The organism is Streptomyces sp. NPDC093064, from assembly GCF_044754605.1.
GTDB lineage: Bacteria > Actinomycetota > Actinomycetes > Streptomycetales > Streptomycetaceae > Streptomyces.
The window spans coordinates 119,601-135,862 of the sequence record NZ_JBIVPK010000008.1; the positions used below are offsets into that span (position 1 = coordinate 119,601).

Genomic DNA, 16,262 nt, shown 5'->3' on the forward strand with positions numbered 1-16,262 from the left:
CTCGATGCTCCGGATAGTTCCTGAAGCCGTCGACGCCGGTCCGGGCGAGCGGGGCGCGGGGGGGGGGGGGGGGGGGGGGGGGGGGGGGGGGGGCCCCCCCCCCCCCCCCCACTCCGTGTACGGCCACCGTCTGAAGGGCCGGTTTTGTCCACCTTCGGGTAGCTTCTAAGCATGAAGGTCGTCACCCCGGCCCGAGCTCTTCTCCGCCCGCTGCTCACCCTCGCCGCCGCCGTGGCGGCCGTCGCGGTGCCGGCCTCCGTCGCGGCGGTGGGACCCGCGGGCGCCGGGACGACGGCGGCCGGCACCACCCGGTCCGTGGCCGCACCGGTCGTGAACGTCCTGCCGGACGGCGTGCCCCGGGTGCCGGCGCCGGGCGGCGTGCCGCGGGTCGCGGCGGCCACCAGCGTCTCCGCGATCGCCGAGGCGCTCCGCAGAGGTCCGGTCTACGTCGACCCGGCCGCGTCCGCCCAGCTGCCGCCCGCCGACGCCGCCGCGCTCACCCGGCGGATCAAGGACGCCGGAAAACCTCTGTTCATCGTCGTGCTGCCCGCGAACTATCCGACGCGGAACCTGTTCACCGAGCTGCGCACGGCCACCGGCATCACCGGCGCCTACGCCGTCCGCGTCGGCGACCGGTTCGACGCCCGCGCCGACTCCTCGGTGCTGCCGCGCACCGCCGTGAGCAATCTCGTCACCAGCGTCCAGGGTGAGAGCGGCCGGACCCAGCTCACCGACTTCACCGACCGGGCTCTGGCCAACATGGGCGGCCGGGCTCCCTCCACCTGGGGCGGCACCGAGCACGGCGGCACGGTCTCGAACACGGCGCTGATCACCGCCGGCGCGGTTCTGGTGGCGGGCGGTGTGGGCGCGTACGCCCTGGTCCGGCGCGGCAGGAGCCGTCAGGAGGCGGAGCAGCGGGCCGCGCTGGAGAAGCTGCGGGTCGTCGTCGACGAGGACATCACCGCCTTCGGCGAGGAGCTGGACCGCCTCGACTTCCATCCCGCGGAGGTCGGCGCGGACGATGCCATGCGCGCGGACTACGAGCGCGCGCTGGACGCCTATGAGCAGGCCAAGCAGTACATGGCCGACGCCCGCAGGCCGGAGGACGTGCGGGCGGTGACCCAGGCTCTGGAGGACGGGCGGTTCTCGCTCGCCCAGCTCGCCGCGCGCCGCGAGGGCCGTCCACTGCCCGAGCGCCGGCCGCCCTGCTTCTTCGACCCGCGCCACGGTCCCTCGGTGACCGATGCCACCTGGACGCCCCCGGGCGGGTCGCCCCGTCAGGTCCCGGTGTGCGCCGCCGACCAGGCCCGTCTGGCCGACGGCCGCGACCCGCACGTCCGCGAGGTCGACACCGACGGGGGCCGACGCCCCTACTGGGACGCCGGCCCCGCGTACGGTCCCTGGGCGGGCGGCTACTTCGGCGGCGGCCTCCTGCCCGGCCTCCTGGTCGGCACGCTGCTCGGCAGCATGATGGCCACCCCGTCGTACGCGGCCGGCTACGGCACCGGCTACGGCGACTTCGGCGCCTACCAGGGCGGCGACCTGTCGGGCGCGGACTTCGACCCGGGTGACTTCAGCGGTGGCTTCGGCGACGGCGGGGGAGGCGACTTCGGTGGGGGAGGCGGCGACTTCGGGGGCGGCTTCTGAGCCCGGCTCAGGCGTTCTTGACGGCCGAGATGTCGAAGTTAAGCTTGATCTTGTCGGAGACCAGGACGCCACCGGTCTCCAGGGCCGCGTTCCAGGTCAGGCCCCACTCCGAGCGCAGGATCTCGGCCTTGCCCTCGAAGCCGACGCGCTCGTTGCCGAACGGGTCCTTGGCGGCGCCGTTGAACTCCAGCTCGATGGTGAGCGGCTTGGTCACGCCGAGGATGGTCAGGTCGCCGGTGATGCGGTAGTCGTCGCCGCCCACGGCCTCCGCCTTGGTGGAGCGGAAGGTCATCTGCGGGAACTCCTCGGTCTTGAAGAAGTCCGCGCTCTTCAGGTGGCCGTCGCGGTCCGCGGAGCCCGTGTCGATGCTCTCCATCTTGACGTCGATGGACGCGGTGGAAGCGGCGGGGTCGGTGCCGTCCAGGTGCAGGCTGCCGGTGAAGTCGTTGAACTTGCCCTTGACGTTCGTGACCATGGCGTGCCGCGCGACGAAGCCGAGCGTGGTGTGGGACGGGTCGATCGAGTAGTCGCCGGTGAGCGCGGCCAGGTCCGGGTTCACGGCGGCCGGGGCGGCGGTGGTGGTGTCGGCGGTGTCGTTCTTGCGGCCGAAGATGCCCATGAGGTGCTCCTTGAGGACGGTAGGTCGCTCGGCGCGGAGACAGAGCGCCGAGTAAGTTGAAGATTCAACGAGGTGAACGAGTACGACCGTAGACCTATTCCGTTCGACTTTCAACATCATCCGGCACGTGTTTGCCGGATCGCGCACGGTTATCGTTTACGCCCTCTGGCGGACGCGCGTAGACCTCGGGCACTATCTCCCTGCACCACCTGCACAGCCGCCCCACAGGACGCACGGCCGACAGCAGGAAAGGTTCCCCCAATGAAGACCACGAAGGTCAGCAAGCTCACCAAGGCCCGCGCGGCAGTCACCGCCCTCGCCCTGGTCGTCGCCCCCGGCGTCGCGGTCATCGGCACGGCCACCGAGGCCTCCGCCGCCACCAAGATCAGCCACGCCACCGCGACCCAGATGTTCCGCGACGTGGGCATCACCTGGTCCTCGTCCGGCAACTGCTCCAACCGCAACGTCTCGACCTGCACGTCCTTCGACCAGCTCAACCTCGCCACTGCACAAGGGGCCCAGACCCTCAAGCGGGCCAGCGGCTGCGCCCTCAACATCACCGGCGGCACCGAGACCGGTCACGCCTCCGGCACCTACTCCCACTGGAACGGCTACAAGCTCGACTACGGCAAGAACACCTGCGTGACCAACTACATCAAGAACTACTTCGCCTACATCGGCCTGCGCGGCGACGGCGCCCCCCAGTACCAGTCGGGCTCCGGCAACATCTACGCCGACGAGGGCAACCACTGGGACGTCCTGTACTACAACTGCGGCGGCTGCTGACCCGCCGCCGTCGCACCCCCGGACGGCGGCTACGCTCTGTGCGAGCCCGCCGCCGTCCGGGTCTGCGCGTCACTCCAGCGAGGGCATGTGCCCGATCCGAATGTGAGCAGACTCCCATGCCGTGACTTTGTGGCATCCCCACAACGCGGAAGCCCTCTGAACAGTCGGAAGGGCTGCAAGCCGTCATGGTTCTGTTCAGTGGCACCAGGAAAACGGGTCGGAGACTGTACGGAGTCAACGGCCCGGTTTCCCAGGTGTCCTTCGTAAGGTCGCTACATGACCGTTTTGGAAGAGACGACGGGTGATCCGGCGGACGCGCGTGGGCGGGTCGCCGAGCTGCACGGGATCCGTGCGCAGGCGGTGGCGGGCCCCAGCGAGAAGGCGACCGCGGCACAGCACGCCAAGGGCAAGCTGACCGCGCGGGAGCGGATCGAACTGCTCCTGGACCCGGACTCCTTCCAGGAGGTCGAGCAGCTGCGCCGGCACCGGGCGAGCGGGTTCGGTCTCGAGGCCAAGAAGCCGTACACCGACGGTGTGATCACCGGCTGGGGCACGGTGGAGGGCCGGACGGTCTTCGTCTACGCCCACGACTTCCGCATCTTCGGCGGCGCGCTGGGCGAGGCCCACGCCAAGAAGATCCACAAGATCATGGACATGGCCATCGCGGCCGGTGCCCCGCTGGTCTCCCTCAACGACGGCGCCGGCGCCCGGATCCAGGAGGGCGTCTCCGCCCTGGCCGGCTACGGCGGCATCTTCCAGCGCAACACCAAGGCCTCCGGGGTCATCCCGCAGATCAGCGTGATGCTCGGCCCGTGCGCCGGCGGCGCCGCCTACAGCCCCGCGCTCACGGACTTCGTGTTCATGGTCCGCGAGACCTCGCAGATGTTCATCACCGGCCCGGACGTGGTCAAGGCGGTCACCGGCGAGGAGATCACCCAGAACGGCCTGGGCGGCGCGGACGTGCACGCCGAGACCTCCGGTGTGTGCCACTTCGCCTACGACGACGAGGAGACGTGCATCGCCGAGGTGCGCTACCTCCTGTCGCTGCTCCCGCAGAACAACCGGGAGAACCCGCCGCGGGTGGAGTCGGCCGACCCGGTCGACCGCCGCTCCGAGGTCCTGCTCGACCTGGTCCCGGCCGACGGCAACCGGCCCTACGACATGGTCAAGGTCATCGAGGAGATCGTCGACGACGGCGAGTACCTGGAGGTCCACGAGCGCTGGGCGCGGAACATCATCTGCGCGCTGGCCCGTCTGGACGGTCAGGTCGTCGGCATCATCGCCAACCAGCCCCAGGTCCTGGCGGGTGTCCTGGACATCGAGGCAAGCGAGAAGGCCGCCCGCTTCGTGCAGATGTGCGATGCCTTCAACATCCCCATCGTCACTCTTTTGGACGTACCCGGCTTCCTGCCCGGCGTCGATCAGGAGCACGGTGGAATCATCAGGCACGGCGCCAAGCTGCTCTACGCCTACTGCAACGCCACCGTGCCGAGGATCTCGCTGATCCTGCGCAAGGCGTACGGAGGTGCCTACATCGTCATGGACAGCCAGTCGATCGGGGCCGACCTCACCTACGCCTGGCCGACGAACGAGATCGCCGTGATGGGCGCCGAGGGCGCGGCCAACGTCATCTTCCGCCGCCAGATCGCCGGGGCCGAGGACCCCGAGGCCATGCGGCAGAAGATGGTCAAGGAGTACAAGGCCGAGCTGATGCACCCCTACTACGCGGCCGAGCGCGGTCTGGTGGACGACGTCATCGACCCGGCGGACACCCGCGAGGTCCTGGTCAAGTCCCTGGCGATGCTGCACGCGAAGCACGCCGACCTGCCCTCCCGCAAGCACGGCAACCCTCCGCAGTAACCCAGCGGACTCGCCGCGGTCATTCCGCGGACCCCTCAGCCACGGAGACTGACACCCATGGACAACGTAGACATCCGCGTCGAGAAGGGCCACGCCGAGCCCGAGGAGGTCGCCGCCATCACGGCCATCCTCCTGGCCCGCGCCGCGGCCCGCCCCGCCGACACGACCCCGGCCCACCGCGGCCGCGCCAAGGCCGGCTGGCGCCGACTGGAGCGCGAGAACGGCTTCCGCGCCCCGCACAGCTGGCACGGCTAGACCGGCCGCCGGTCGAGCCGGCTGCCCACGACGGAAGAGGGCCCCTCCGCTTGGAGGGGCCCTCTTCCGTCGTGCTCGCGTCGTACTCGTGCTGTGGTCGAGCCTCTTGGGCCGGCAAAAAAGCAGGCGGCCCTTCCCATGGGGGAGGGCCGCCTGCTTTTTGTCCCGAGTGCTAGCGGAGCCGGGCCATGAGGGCGTGTTCCACCAGGGTGATGAGGGTGGATTTGGCGTCGGCGCGGTGGCGGGCGTCGGTGATGATGATGGGTGCGTCGGGGCCGATCTGGAGTGCTTCGCGGACTTCGTCGGGGGTGTAGGGCTGCTGGCCGTCGAAGCCGTTGAGGGCGATGACGAAGGGCAGTCCGCTGTTCTCGAAGTAGTCGACGGCGGGGAAGCAGTCGGCGAGCCTGCGGGTGTCGACGAGTACGACGGCGCCGATGGCGCCGCGGACGAGGTCGTCCCACATGAACCAGAAGCGGTCCTGTCCGGGGGTGCCGAACAGGTAGAGGATCAGGTCCTGGTCGAGCGTGATGCGGCCGAAGTCCATGGCCACCGTGGTGGTGGTCTTGTCCCCGGTGTGGGTGAGGTCGTCGATGCCCGCCGAAGCGGACGTCATCACGGCCTCCGTGCGCAGCGGGTTGATCTCCGAGACGGCACCTACGAACGTGGTCTTGCCCACGCCGAAGCCGCCCGCCACCACAATCTTCGCGGAGGTGGTGGAGCGGGAAGGACCGCCGCTAGAGCTTGCGAAGTCCACTGAGCACCCTTTCGAGCAGTGTCACGTCTGGCTGGCCACCGGCGTTCTCGTTGCCGCCGGGCTGATGGATGGCGACCAGGCCCGCCTCCGCCAAGTCGGCGACGAGGATCCTGGCCACGCCGAGAGGGATCGAAAGCAGGGCCGAGATCTCGGCCACCGATTTGATCTCGCGGCACAGATGGCAGATCCGCTGATGTTCGGGCAGCTGGCCCTGCATCTGGTGCGGCTGCGCGGTGGTGTGCACCAGTGCCTCTATGGCGAGCTGGTACCGCGGCCTGGTGCGGCCGCCCGTCATGGCGTACGGGCGCACCAGGGGGTTGTTCGACGCCCCCGCGGGCGCTGGTTCAGGGGTGCGTCGCTGGGGCTGGACCGGCTGGATGCGCGGCGCGGGCGGCTGGTCGTACGGTGACGGACCGGGTCCCTGCGGCGCGTATGGCTGCCGGTAGTGGGGGGTGGAGGGGAAGCCGTACGGATTCGCCGAACCGTCGTTCGGGCCCTGGGCAGGGCCATGCGACCAGTTACCCGAAGACGAACCGCCTGGGGGTGTTGCCACGTTCTCTCCTCCTCCGACTGTGCCGGGCATCCAACGGGTGGAAGCCGCGTCCCGAAACCTTACGGCTCCGGGACGCCAAAACGCACCGGCTGTCTGTTAGTTGAGAAGGCTCCCCTGGAGTTCCGCACGGAGATCCGGGGTCAGGACCGTGCCCGCACGGTCCACCAGAAGGGCCATCTCGTACCCGATGAGGCCGATGTCCGCATCGGGGTGTGCGAGGACCGCGAGCGAAGAACCGTCGGAAATGGACATGATGAAGAGGAATCCCCGCTCCATCTCCACAACCGTCTGGTTCACGCTGCCGCCCTCGAAGATGCGCGAGGCACCGGCGGTCAGCGAGGTCAGACCGGAGGCGACGGCCGCGAGCTGGTCGGCGCGGTCGCGGGGGAAGCCTTCGGACATCGCCAGAAGGAGTCCGTCGGCGGAGACCACCACGGTGTGGGACACCCCGGGGGTGTTGTCCACGAAGTTGGTGATCAACCAGTTCAGGTTCTGTGCCGCCTGGCTCATCGGGCTCACACTAACGCTCCTGGTTGTAGGTGCTGTCAGGACCACTGTGTTCATTCCTTGTGGCCTGGCCGTTCTTGTCAATTCCTGCGCTGCGTCCTCGTTGGACGCCCCGGCGCAGGTTGCTCAGCCTGCCCCGGATGTCCTCGGGGGCGCGGGAGACCTGTGGGCCTCCCTGCGGGGTTGATTCCGCGGTGCCTTCGACCAGGTTGGCCTTGGGCACACGCCGCGGCAGTCCGGAGGAGGTCACTCCGCCTGCCTTGGGCTTGCGGAGCTGCGAGGCCTGCTGCCAGCGATTGTCGTTCGCCGAACGCCAGGCGTCGCCGTCGCTCTCCGAAGTTTGGGTCGGTGCTTCCTGGTCCAGGGGACCCGCGCCGTTCGAACCGCTCGCGACGGATCCGCGACGGGGCAGCCCGGCGTCGGTCAGCTCGTGGGCGGCGGAGGGGGCCGGTCCAGGACGCTCGAAGCCTACGTGGTCCGCCTCGGTTCCGTCAGCGGCCTGCGTGGATTCCGCTTCCGGAGCGTACTGGTCCGGGTAGCCGTTCTGGTATCCGTCCGGCTGCGGCCAGTTGTCCTGGTAGGACTGCTCCTGGAAGCCGGCGAACGCCTCCGGCGCCGCGGCGTGCGCCGACGCGGGCTCCTGCTGTCCGGGCTCCGCATAGCCGGGGTCGGGGTAGCCGCCGTTGGACGAGTGGGCATCGCCCTGCGGCATACCGCCGTTCGGCGCGTAGTACCCCTCGTCGTACGTCGGCCGGCCCTGCTCGTCGTACGCCGTCTGTTGCGGGTCGTACGCAGAGTGCTGCGGTTCCTCGTACGGCGCCTGCGGGTCGTACCCGCCCTGCTCCGGGAAGGGCATCCGGCCGGTGTCGTACGGCTGCTGCTGCCCGGTGAGCTCGTCGGGGTACCCGGCCGGTTCGGCCGTCTCCGAGCCCGCCGGCCGGTCGTGCGTCTGGGCCTCCAGGGCGGCGCGGCGCTCCTCGCGCTTGAGGGAGCGGCCGACGGGGTCCAGCTCCTGGGAGCCGTCCGGGGCATCGGCGTACCGGCTGTCGTCGAAGCCGAGCTCCGCGGCGGTGCGCATCGGCGGGAGAGCCCCGAAGTTCTCGCCCGGGATCTCCTGCTCCGGGATGATCTGCGAGACGGTGAAGTCGTCGCGGTCCAGCGCCTGCTCGCCGCCACCGCCGTGGGTGATCGCGTCCGGCAGCATGACCAGCGAGGTGGTGCCGGCCTGCTCGCCGGAGGGGCGCAGCTGGACGCGGATGCCGTGCCGGTCGGCGAGGCGGCCGACCACGAACAGGCCCATGCGCTGGGAGATCGCGGCGTCCACGGTGGGCGGGTTGGCCAGCTTGTGGTTGATGTCCGCGAAGTCCTCGGCGGTCAGGCCGATGCCCTTGTCGTGGATCTCGACCATGATCCGGCCGTCGGGCAGCCGGGTCGCGGTGACCCGGACCTTGGTCTGCGGCGAGGAGAAGGTGGTGGCGTTCTCCAGCAGCTCGGCCAGCAGGTGCACGAGGTCGGTCACGGCGCGGCCGTGGATCTCGGCCTCGGGTACGCCGGAGAGCTCGATGCGCTCGTACTGCTCCACCTCGGAGGAGGCGGCACGCAGCACGTCGACCAGCGGGACCGGCTGGTCCCAGCGGCGGCCGGGCTCCTCGCCGGCGAGGACGAGGAGGTTCTCGCCGTTGCGGCGCATACGGGTCGCCAGGTGGTCCAGGCGGAAGAGGTTCTCCAACTGGTCCGGGTCGGCCTCGTTGTTCTCCAGGTCGGTGATCAGGGTCAGCTGACCCTCGATCAGCGACTGGTTGCGGCGCGAGAGGTTGGTGAAGATCGCGTTGATGTTGCCCCGCAGCAGGGCCTGTTCGGAGGCGAGCCGGACGGCCTCGCGGTGCACCTGGTCGAAGGCGCGGGCGACCTCGCCGATCTCGTCGGTCGAGGTGATCGGGATCGGCGCGACCCGGGTGTCGACGCGGCCGGGGTCGGTGCGCGAGAGCTGGTCGACCAGCATCGGCAGGCGCTGCTCGGCGATGCCGAAGGCGGCGTTGCGCAGCCGGCGCATCGAGCGGCTCATCTGGCGGGCCACCATTGCGGCCAGGATGAAGGCGGCGAGCAGGGCGATCAGGACGATCGCGCCGGTGATGAACGTCGACTGCTTGGCGTTGTCGGCGATCGAGGCCGCCTCGTTCACCGCGGTGTCGGCCATGTCCGACTCGATCTTGCCGTAGGCGTCGAACTTGAGGGTGTTGACCGCCCACCAGTTCTCGGGCGTGATGCCCTTCTGCGCCAGGGCCGCGCGCTCGGCCGGGTCCGTGCCGCTCAGCGTGGCCAGCGCGGTGACCATCTGGGTCGGATCCTGCGGCGGGGCCACGTAGTTCGGGTCCTTGGCCTTGGCCTGCTGGGCCATGGTCGCGGCGTTGGCCTGGATCTCCCTCTTCAGCGCGTCCAGCTTGTCCGCGTCCTCCTGGGTGCCGCCGCCGATGTACTCCTCGACGGCGATGCCCTCGAGGTAGGCGTAGGAGGACAGGGCGACGCGCTGGCCGGCCAGGCTGGTGGCGTCGGGGCCGGGCTTGATCAGCAGGTGCATGCCGATCGAGCGCTCCAGCGACAGCGCGGCCTTGGTCAGCGAGATGGCGTAGACGGTACGGCCGTAGGAGGTGATGTTGCCGGTGCCCAGGCCGAGTTCGTTGGCGAACTCCATCAGCGGGTGGGCGACCTTGACGTAGCCCTCCTCGGTCTGCACGCCAGGCAGCTTGGAGCTGAACGAAGCGGCGCGCAGCTTCTGCAGCTCGGGCTCGGCGTCGCGGAACAGCTTGAGCCGGCGATCCAGCCCGGCCTTGTGCGGCATGGACTGCGCGGCCCGGTCGAAGGCGTCGGCGGCCTTGTCGGTGACCTTGCGTGCCTCGGTGACGGTCGGGTCGTTCTGGCCCTTGCCCTGGAGCAGGGGGGCCGTGCTGACGTCGCGCTCGTGATAGAGCGCGTCGGCGTAGGCCAGCGAGGCCCGCACCAGACGCGCGGTGTGCTCGGCGTCCTGCGCGTTCTGCCAGGTGTTGATCGAGCTGTTGACCTGGAAACCGCCCATGACCAGGCCGACCAGCACGGGCAGGAGCAGGATGGCGTTCAGCCGGGTCGGCACCCGCCAGTTGCGCGGGGAGAAACGGCCACCGCTCGGGGTGGGCGCGGCCGTCGGCTCCGAACCGGGCACGTGCGCGGGCGCCGCACCGCGCGGCGGCGGGGTGAAATTGCCCCGGGCCGACGGCTCGGGGCCGTTCTTGCTTCGCCTCACTCGACCAACAACCTCTCGGCGGTCGGCACCTACGTTGTGCCGCGGTGTCTCAGAACCCTGTCCGCCATAGGCGGCCACTACCGGTGAGTACGTCTTTGACCATTGGGTAGTTCAGGCATTCCAGCACGTCAACATGCGCTCTTCCAAACAGTGGAAACGGGTGGTTCCACGTGACGCAAGTCCCACATAAAACGGTCATAAACAGCTAGCCCCGGCAAAAAACCGGGGGAATGTGCGCACAGCGGCACCGTATGTGCGCGACGCGTGGCCATACCACGCGATTCCTCTGCCGAAACGTTATGAACACCGGGGCCGACCGTGTCAAAGGACACAGCCGGCTCCGGTGCATCTACGGCAACTGTCGTATGGCGCTGCCGACTTGGGGGCTACTCGTAGTGCTTCGGCTACCTCAGCCGGGCCATGAGGGCGTGTTCCACCAGGGTGATGAGGGTGGATTTGGCGTCGGCGCGGTGGCGGGCGTCGGTGATGATGATGGGTGCGTCGGGGCCGATCTGGAGTGCTTCGCGGACTTCGTCGGGGGTGTAGGGCTGCTGGCCGTCGAAGCCGTTGAGGGCGATGACGAAGGGCAGTCCGCTGTTCTCGAAGTAGTCGACGGCGGGGAAGCAGTCGGCGAGCCTGCGGGTGTCGACGAGTACGACGGCGCCGATGGCGCCGCGGACGAGGTCGTCCCACATGAACCAGAAGCGGTCCTGTCCGGGGGTGCCGAACAGGTAGAGGATCAGGTCCTGGTCGAGCGTGATGCGGCCGAAGTCCATGGCCACCGTGGTGGTGGTCTTGTCCCCGGTGTGGGTGAGGTCGTCGATGCCCGCCGAAGCGGACGTCATCACGGCCTCCGTGCGCAGCGGGTTGATCTCCGAGACGGCACCCACGAACGTGGTCTTGCCCACGCCGAAGCCGCCCGCCACCACGATCTTCGCGGAGGTGGTCGCCCGGCCCGCGTCAGAGCTTGCGAAGTCCACTGAGCACCCTTTCGAGCAGCGTCACAGCCGGTGCGCCACCGTTGTTCTCGTCCCCGCCCGGCTGGTGGATGGCCACCAGGCCGGCCTCCGCGAGGTCCGCTACGAGGATCCTGGCCACGCCCAGCGGCATGGCGAGGAGCGCCGAGACCTCGGCCACGGATTTCACCTCGCGGCACAGGTGGCAGATCCGCTGGTGCTCCGGGAGCAGTCCCATCAGCGCTGCCGGGTCGGCCGTCGTACTGATCAGTGCCTCGATGGCGAGCTGGTAGCGCGGCCGGGTCCGGCCGCCGGTCATCGCATAGGGACGTACCAGCGGCTGGTCGCCCTCATCCCCGTACGGCTCAGCGTACGGATCATGAGAGGCGGGGGGCGGGGTCATGAATCCTCCGGGCGGGACAGCAAGTCGGTCAGTCAAGCCGTCTGACGGGGCCGGTGGGGGGATTGTGGCGGCCGGACGGTGATTTGGTGAGATGGATGGTGCCGGAGCCGGTCAGTGCAGCAGACTGCCCTGTAGTTCGGCGCGCAGGTCGGGTGTGAGGACCGCCCCCGCGCGGTCGACGAGCAGCGCCATTTCGTAGCCGACGAGGCCGATGTCGCACTCGGGGTGGGCCAGAACCGCCAGGGACGACCCGTCCGAGACGGACATCAGGAAGAGGAAGCCGCGCTCCATCTCGACGACCGTCTGCGACACGCTGCCGCCCTCGAAGATCCGGGAGGCACCCGCGGTCAGCGAGGTCAGACCGGAGGCGACGGCCGCGAGCTGGTCGGCGCGGTCGCGGGGGAACCCTTCGGACATCGCCAGTAGGAGTCCGTCGGCGGACACCACGACGGTGTGGGACACCCCGGGGGTGTTGTCCACGAAGTTGGTGATCAACCAGTTCAGGTTCTGTGCCGCCTGGCTCATCGGACTCAACTAACGCTCCTGCTGGTGAGTGGGGCTCGGGAAACTGCCCGTCTGACCTGTGCCGGCCTGACGGCCCTGTGCGATGCCCCGACGGAGATTGGTCAGCCGGCCGCGTACGTCGTCAGGCGAACGCGAGACCTGCGGACCGCTCTGGTGCTGTTGCTGCTGAGCCGTGCCCGGGACGAGGTTGGCCCGGGGCACCCGGCGCGGCAGGCCGGAGGTGGTGACACCGCCCGCAGCCGGCTGCCTGACACGCTCGGCCTGCCGTACGAGGTCGTCGTTCGGCGAGGTGCGCCAGGCGGAGGCGGCGGGACGCTGGGGGGCCGCAGGAGTCTGCGGCTGTTGCTGTTGCTGCGGCGGCGAGGCCGGAGCCGGTTCGCTGCTCTGCTGATGCCGGTCACCGCGGAACCAGTTGGTCTCCAGGGTGTCGAACAGCGGCGTACGGCCGTCGCCGGGACCCGGGGCCGGCGGCAGGGCCCAGGCGTCGTCCGGCCGCTGCTCCGGGGCAGCCGCGTTGCCCGGTTCCGGGCGGGCGGGACGCTGCTGGGGCCGCTGGGCGGCCGGACCGCGCAGGCCGCCGAAGTCGGCGGCGCCGCCCGGGTGGGCGTTGCGGCCGGGCGCGCCGTTGTCGTGTCCGGGCTGGGTGAACTGGCCCGTGGAGCCGTTGTCGTACCCCTGCTGGGCGGCGAACTGGCCGGTGGAGCCGTTGTCGTGTCCGGGCTGGGCGAACTGGCCTGTGGAGGCGTTGTCGTATCCCTGCTGGGCGGCGAACTGGCCTGTGGAGGCGTTGTCGTATCCCTGCTGGGCGGCGAACTGGCCTGTGGAGCCGTTGTCGTATCCCTGCTGGGCGGCGAACCGGCCCGTGTCGGCGGGGTTGTTCTGCCCGCCCTGGCCGTAGACGTCCGGGCGGACGAACTGGCCCGTGTTCTGGCCCTCGTTGGCGCCCGGGTGGGGAGCGTTGAAGTCGGGGCGGGGGATCGCCGAGGTATCCGCTGCGGAGCCCGGTCCCTGACGGTCGTCGAACCGGGGTATCTCGGCCGTCGGGCCGGGTCCCTGATGGTCGTCGATCCGCGGCATCCGGGAGGTCTGCGACGGGTCCTGCTCGTCGTGGCCGCGCGGCGCGTCCAGAGCGGCCCGGCCCTGAGCGTTCTCGTCGCCCCAACCCGGCGTACGGGACGGCCCGTTGCCGCCCGGCAGCTCGGCCCGCGCGCCACTGCGCGGCGGCAGCTGCGGCTGCCGGCCCGTCTCTCCGCCGTTTCCGCGCTGCGGGGGCACGCCACCGCGTGCGCTGCCGAAGGCGTCCTGGCGGTGTCCGTCGCCGAAGCCCTGCGGAGCGCCCGCACCGGGACCCTGCGGCCCGCCGAAGCCGCCGGCCATGCCCGACGCGGCCGGGCGGCCCTGCTGCGGCTGCCCCGGACCCTGCTGGCCGCGCGGTCCGTTCGGACCGCCCTGGCGGCCGGCACCGGGCAGCGCGGCCCGCGGACCCTGGCCGCCACCGACCTGGCCGCGGGGAGCGGCTCCGGCACCGAGCCGGCCTGCCCCGCCCTGCTGACCGCCCGCACCGAGGGCTCCGCCGCCCTGCTGACCGCTCTGCCGGCGGGCCGCTGCGGCGCCGGCGCCGGCGGCGGCGGCAGCGGCCGCCGGACCACTCGCGGACGGGCCGCCGGGCTTGCCCGCGCCCGGCTTCTTGCCGCCCTGGGCGACGTCGACGGGCAGCATGACCAGAGCCGTAGTACCACCGGAGTCGGAGGGGCGAAGCTGGATGCGGATGCCGTGGCGCTGGGACAGACGACCGACCACGAAGAGGCCCATGCGGCGGGAGACCGACACGTCCACGGTGGGCGGCGAGGCGAGCCGCTCGTTGATCGCGGCGAGGTCCTCCGGGGACAGACCGATACCGGTGTCGTGGATCTCGATCAGCACCCGGCCGTCCGGCAGCGCGTGACCGGTGACCTTGACCTTGGTCTGCGGCGAGGAGAACGAGGTCGCGTTCTCCAGCAGCTCGGCGAGCAGGTGCACGAGGTCGTTGACGACCCGGCCGGCGACCTCGGTGCCCGGCACCGAGGTCAGCTCGATGCGCTCGTACTGCTCCACCTCGGACGCGGCGGCGCGGAGCACGTCGACCAGCGGGACCGGACGGGTCCAGCGGCGGCCGGGCTCCTCACCGGCGAGGACGAGGAGGTTCTCACCGTTACGGCGCATGCGCGTGGCGAGGTGGTCGAGCTTGAACAGCGAGGACAGCTGGTCCGGGTCGGCCTCGCGGGACTCGAGCTCGGAGATCAGCGACAGCTGGCGCTGGATCAGACCCTGGGAGCGGCGCGAGAGGTTGGTGAACATCGCGTTGACGTTGCCGCGCAGCAGGGCCTGCTCGGCGGCGAGGCGGACCGCCTCGCGGTGCACGTCGTCGAAGGCCGCGGCCACCTGGCCGATCTCGTCCCGGGAGTGCACACCGACCGACTCCACGGACGTGTCCACGTCCTGCGGGTCGGACTCCGACAGCTGCCGGACCAGCTCGGGCAGGCGGTCCTGGGCGACCTTGGTGGCGGTCTCCTGGAGCCGGTGCAGCGAGCGGATCATGGAGCGGGCCACGACGAAGGCGCCGACCAGCGACACGCCGAGCACGAGCAGGATCAGCACACCGGAGACGATGGCGTCGTACTCGGTGGCCCTGCGCAGCTCGCGGGCCTTCTGCTCCATCTCCTCGAGCAGCGTGTGCTCGATGTTCTTCATCTGCCCGATCTTGGTGGAGCTGTCGTCGACCCAGTCGCGGTAGGAGCGCTTGGGCGCCTGCCCCAGGCCCTCGGGGCGGTCCAGGACCCGCTTGGCGTAGGTGTCCGCGTTGAGGATCGTCGGGTTGCCCTCCACGATGGGCTTGATGAGCTCCTCGGAGCCGTCCCCGTAGATGTTGCGGAAGCTGTTGAGGTCGGAGATCTGGCTCTCCAGCGCCTGCTGGGCGTAGAGGCGGTCGTTCTCCGAGAGCTCGCCGGCGCTGGTGTTGTTGGCCGGCAGGGCGGCGGCGATGACGGCGCGCTGGACGGAGGCGTACTCCTTGGCGGAGGAGAAGGCGGCCAGGGCGCGCGTGCGCTGGATCATCTGCGGGTTGCTGGTCGCCTCGGCCATGTCCTGGGAGAGGGCGAGCAACTCGGTGATGAGCCGGTGGTAGCTCTCGACCGTCCGGGCCGAGTTGTCCTTGGACTGGTACGCGTCCTTGCGGATCTTGGTGAGGCCGTTGAGGTCGCTCGCCAGGCCGACGAGGGTGTCGCGTACACCCAGGAGGTTGCCGTTCTTGCTGGCGGCGTCGATCTCCTCGGACGCGGAGACGAAGTTGTCCCTGGCCCGGTCGGTCTTGTCCCGGGGGCCCTTGACGGTGATCTCGGCCGCGCTGGAGTGCTGCGCCATCGGGCCGGCGGACTGGTCGCGCTCATCCTGGAGCGCGGCGGCCAGTTCGGTGGCCTGCTTGGTCATGTCCGTCAGCAGCTTCATATTGTCGAGCTGCTGGATGTCGTCCATGCTCTGGCTGATGCGCATCCCGCCCAGCGAGGTCGCCGCGACCACGGGCAGGGCGAGCAGTGACACCAGACGCGTGGAGATGCGCCAGTTGCGCAGGGCCATGCGCGAGCCGGGCCCCGACGGACCCTGGCTCCCGGTCTGCTTGGCCGCCGGAGCCTGACTCGACGACGCCGACGCACCCGCCCGGCCGGTCGTGCCCGAGCGTCCGGGGCGCTCTGCGCCGTCGCCGGCCGGGGCCGGGTTCTGGGCGTGCTGGGGCGAGGAGCTGACGGCCATGGGGCCAGTCCCGCCGTGCGGCTCCGGCTCCGCCGAAGCGCTGCCATCCCTCTTGAAACGTCCCTGCACTAGCGTCGCAACCTCTGGACCAGGCGCCCCTCCGCGCGAGCGGAAGGACGGTGTCGGCGTTGTGGGAAGCGCCCTGAACACACTTCCCGGATGGTCGTGAGTGACCGGCGCTGGTTCCCCCTTCTCGCCGCCACTCGGCGCTGCGTTGCGCCCCCTGCGCGCCGGCTCGATCCTGCGGCGGTCCGTGGCATTCCAGCACAGTGCCGGATCTCCAACAAGGCATGTGGACCAGGCTGTGACCTCCGTGACAGCCCGTGAGTGACGG

General features: G+C 70.4%; 13 protein-coding genes. 4 read left to right on the forward strand and 9 right to left on the reverse strand.

The window, feature by feature from the left end; all coding sequences use genetic code 11:
- The first annotated feature begins 171 nt into the window (after positions 1 to 171).
- On the forward strand, positions 172 to 1,647 hold the full coding sequence (locus ACIQFZ_RS12625) for a hypothetical protein (RefSeq protein ID WP_402691200.1): 1,476 nt from the start codon (positions 172 to 174) through the stop codon (positions 1,645 to 1,647).
- Positions 1,648 to 1,654: 7 nt separating this feature from the next.
- Here ACIQFZ_RS12625 and ACIQFZ_RS12630 read toward each other — a convergent pair whose 3' ends face one another.
- On the reverse strand, positions 1,655 to 2,266 hold the full coding sequence (locus ACIQFZ_RS12630) for a YceI family protein (RefSeq protein ID WP_365434582.1): 612 nt from the start codon (positions 2,264 to 2,266) through the stop codon (positions 1,655 to 1,657).
- 261 nt (positions 2,267 to 2,527) lie between these two features.
- On the opposite strand from ACIQFZ_RS12630, the gene ACIQFZ_RS12635 reads away from it, so the two are divergent.
- From ACIQFZ_RS12635 to ACIQFZ_RS12645, 3 genes are all read left to right on the forward strand, one after another.
- Positions 2,528 to 3,052: a hypothetical protein gene (locus tag ACIQFZ_RS12635; RefSeq protein WP_361416310.1), complete on the forward strand. Its 525-nt coding sequence runs from the start codon at positions 2,528 to 2,530 to the stop codon at positions 3,050 to 3,052.
- 276 nt (positions 3,053 to 3,328) lie between these two features.
- Positions 3,329 to 4,912, forward strand: a complete 1,584-nt coding sequence (locus ACIQFZ_RS12640) for an acyl-CoA carboxylase subunit beta (RefSeq protein ID WP_365434579.1) — start codon at positions 3,329 to 3,331, stop codon at positions 4,910 to 4,912.
- A gap of 57 nt (positions 4,913 to 4,969) precedes the next feature.
- The gene (locus ACIQFZ_RS12645) at positions 4,970 to 5,167 is read left to right on the forward strand and encodes an acyl-CoA carboxylase subunit epsilon (protein ID WP_225079617.1); all 198 of its coding nucleotides are present in this window, start codon (positions 4,970 to 4,972) and stop codon (positions 5,165 to 5,167) included.
- A gap of 172 nt (positions 5,168 to 5,339) precedes the next feature.
- Here ACIQFZ_RS12645 and ACIQFZ_RS12650 read toward each other — a convergent pair whose 3' ends face one another.
- The 8 genes from ACIQFZ_RS12650 to ACIQFZ_RS12685 all read right to left on the reverse strand — a co-directional run bounded on the left by ACIQFZ_RS12650 (position 5,340) and on the right by ACIQFZ_RS12685 (position 15,997).
- Positions 5,340 to 5,921: an ATP/GTP-binding protein gene (locus ACIQFZ_RS12650; protein WP_361416314.1), complete on the reverse strand. Its 582-nt coding sequence runs from the start codon at positions 5,919 to 5,921 to the stop codon at positions 5,340 to 5,342.
- Positions 5,902 to 6,474, reverse strand: coding sequence for a DUF742 domain-containing protein (locus ACIQFZ_RS12655; RefSeq protein ID WP_365432879.1), 573 nt, complete (start codon positions 6,472 to 6,474; stop codon positions 5,902 to 5,904). Before ACIQFZ_RS12655 ends, ACIQFZ_RS12650 begins: the two co-directional genes overlap by 20 nt.
- Positions 6,475 to 6,570: 96 nt before the next feature.
- The gene (locus ACIQFZ_RS12660) at positions 6,571 to 6,984 is read right to left on the reverse strand and encodes a roadblock/LC7 domain-containing protein (protein WP_055493648.1); all 414 of its coding nucleotides are present in this window, start codon (positions 6,982 to 6,984) and stop codon (positions 6,571 to 6,573) included.
- Positions 6,985 to 6,994: 10 nt separating this feature from the next.
- A complete protein-coding gene (locus tag ACIQFZ_RS12665) occupies positions 6,995 to 10,258 on the reverse strand; it encodes a nitrate- and nitrite sensing domain-containing protein (protein ID WP_402691201.1) in 3,264 nt (1,087 codons plus the stop codon).
- A gap of 404 nt (positions 10,259 to 10,662) precedes the next feature.
- Positions 10,663 to 11,238 carry an ATP/GTP-binding protein gene (locus tag ACIQFZ_RS12670; protein WP_383058965.1) on the reverse strand — a complete coding sequence of 192 codons (576 nt, stop codon included), beginning with the start codon at positions 11,236 to 11,238 and terminating at the stop codon, positions 10,663 to 10,665.
- The gene (locus ACIQFZ_RS12675) at positions 11,219 to 11,617 is read right to left on the reverse strand and encodes a DUF742 domain-containing protein (RefSeq protein WP_383058964.1); all 399 of its coding nucleotides are present in this window, start codon (positions 11,615 to 11,617) and stop codon (positions 11,219 to 11,221) included. Before ACIQFZ_RS12675 ends, ACIQFZ_RS12670 begins: the two co-directional genes overlap by 20 nt.
- 111 nt (positions 11,618 to 11,728) lie before the next feature.
- Positions 11,729 to 12,142 carry a roadblock/LC7 domain-containing protein gene (locus ACIQFZ_RS12680; RefSeq protein WP_018544706.1) on the reverse strand — a complete coding sequence of 138 codons (414 nt, stop codon included), beginning with the start codon at positions 12,140 to 12,142 and terminating at the stop codon, positions 11,729 to 11,731.
- Between the two features lie 9 nt (positions 12,143 to 12,151).
- Positions 12,152 to 15,997 carry a nitrate- and nitrite sensing domain-containing protein gene (locus ACIQFZ_RS12685; RefSeq protein WP_402691202.1) on the reverse strand — a complete coding sequence of 1,282 codons (3,846 nt, stop codon included), beginning with the start codon at positions 15,995 to 15,997 and terminating at the stop codon, positions 12,152 to 12,154.
- Between the last annotated feature and the right edge of the window lie 265 nt (positions 15,998 to 16,262).

Bases quoted from the DNA above. Each gene is read 5' to 3' on its own strand.
- ACIQFZ_RS12645 (WP_225079617.1), top strand. From the start codon at position 4,970: ATGGACAACGTAGACATCCGCGTCGAGAAGGGCCACGCCGAGCCCGAG.
- ACIQFZ_RS12675 (WP_383058964.1), bottom strand. From the start codon at position 11,617: ATGACCCCGCCCCCCGCCTCTCATGATCCGTACGCTGAGCCGTACGGG.
- ACIQFZ_RS12630 (WP_365434582.1), bottom strand. From the start codon at position 2,266: ATGGGCATCTTCGGCCGCAAGAACGACACCGCCGACACCACCACCGCC.
- ACIQFZ_RS12625 (WP_402691200.1), top strand. From the start codon at position 172: ATGAAGGTCGTCACCCCGGCCCGAGCTCTTCTCCGCCCGCTGCTCACC.
- ACIQFZ_RS12635 (WP_361416310.1), top strand. From the start codon at position 2,528: ATGAAGACCACGAAGGTCAGCAAGCTCACCAAGGCCCGCGCGGCAGTC.
- ACIQFZ_RS12660 (WP_055493648.1), bottom strand. From the start codon at position 6,984: ATGAGCCAGGCGGCACAGAACCTGAACTGGTTGATCACCAACTTCGTG.
- ACIQFZ_RS12680 (WP_018544706.1), bottom strand. From the start codon at position 12,142: ATGAGCCAGGCGGCACAGAACCTGAACTGGTTGATCACCAACTTCGTG.
- ACIQFZ_RS12640 (WP_365434579.1), top strand. From the start codon at position 3,329: ATGACCGTTTTGGAAGAGACGACGGGTGATCCGGCGGACGCGCGTGGG.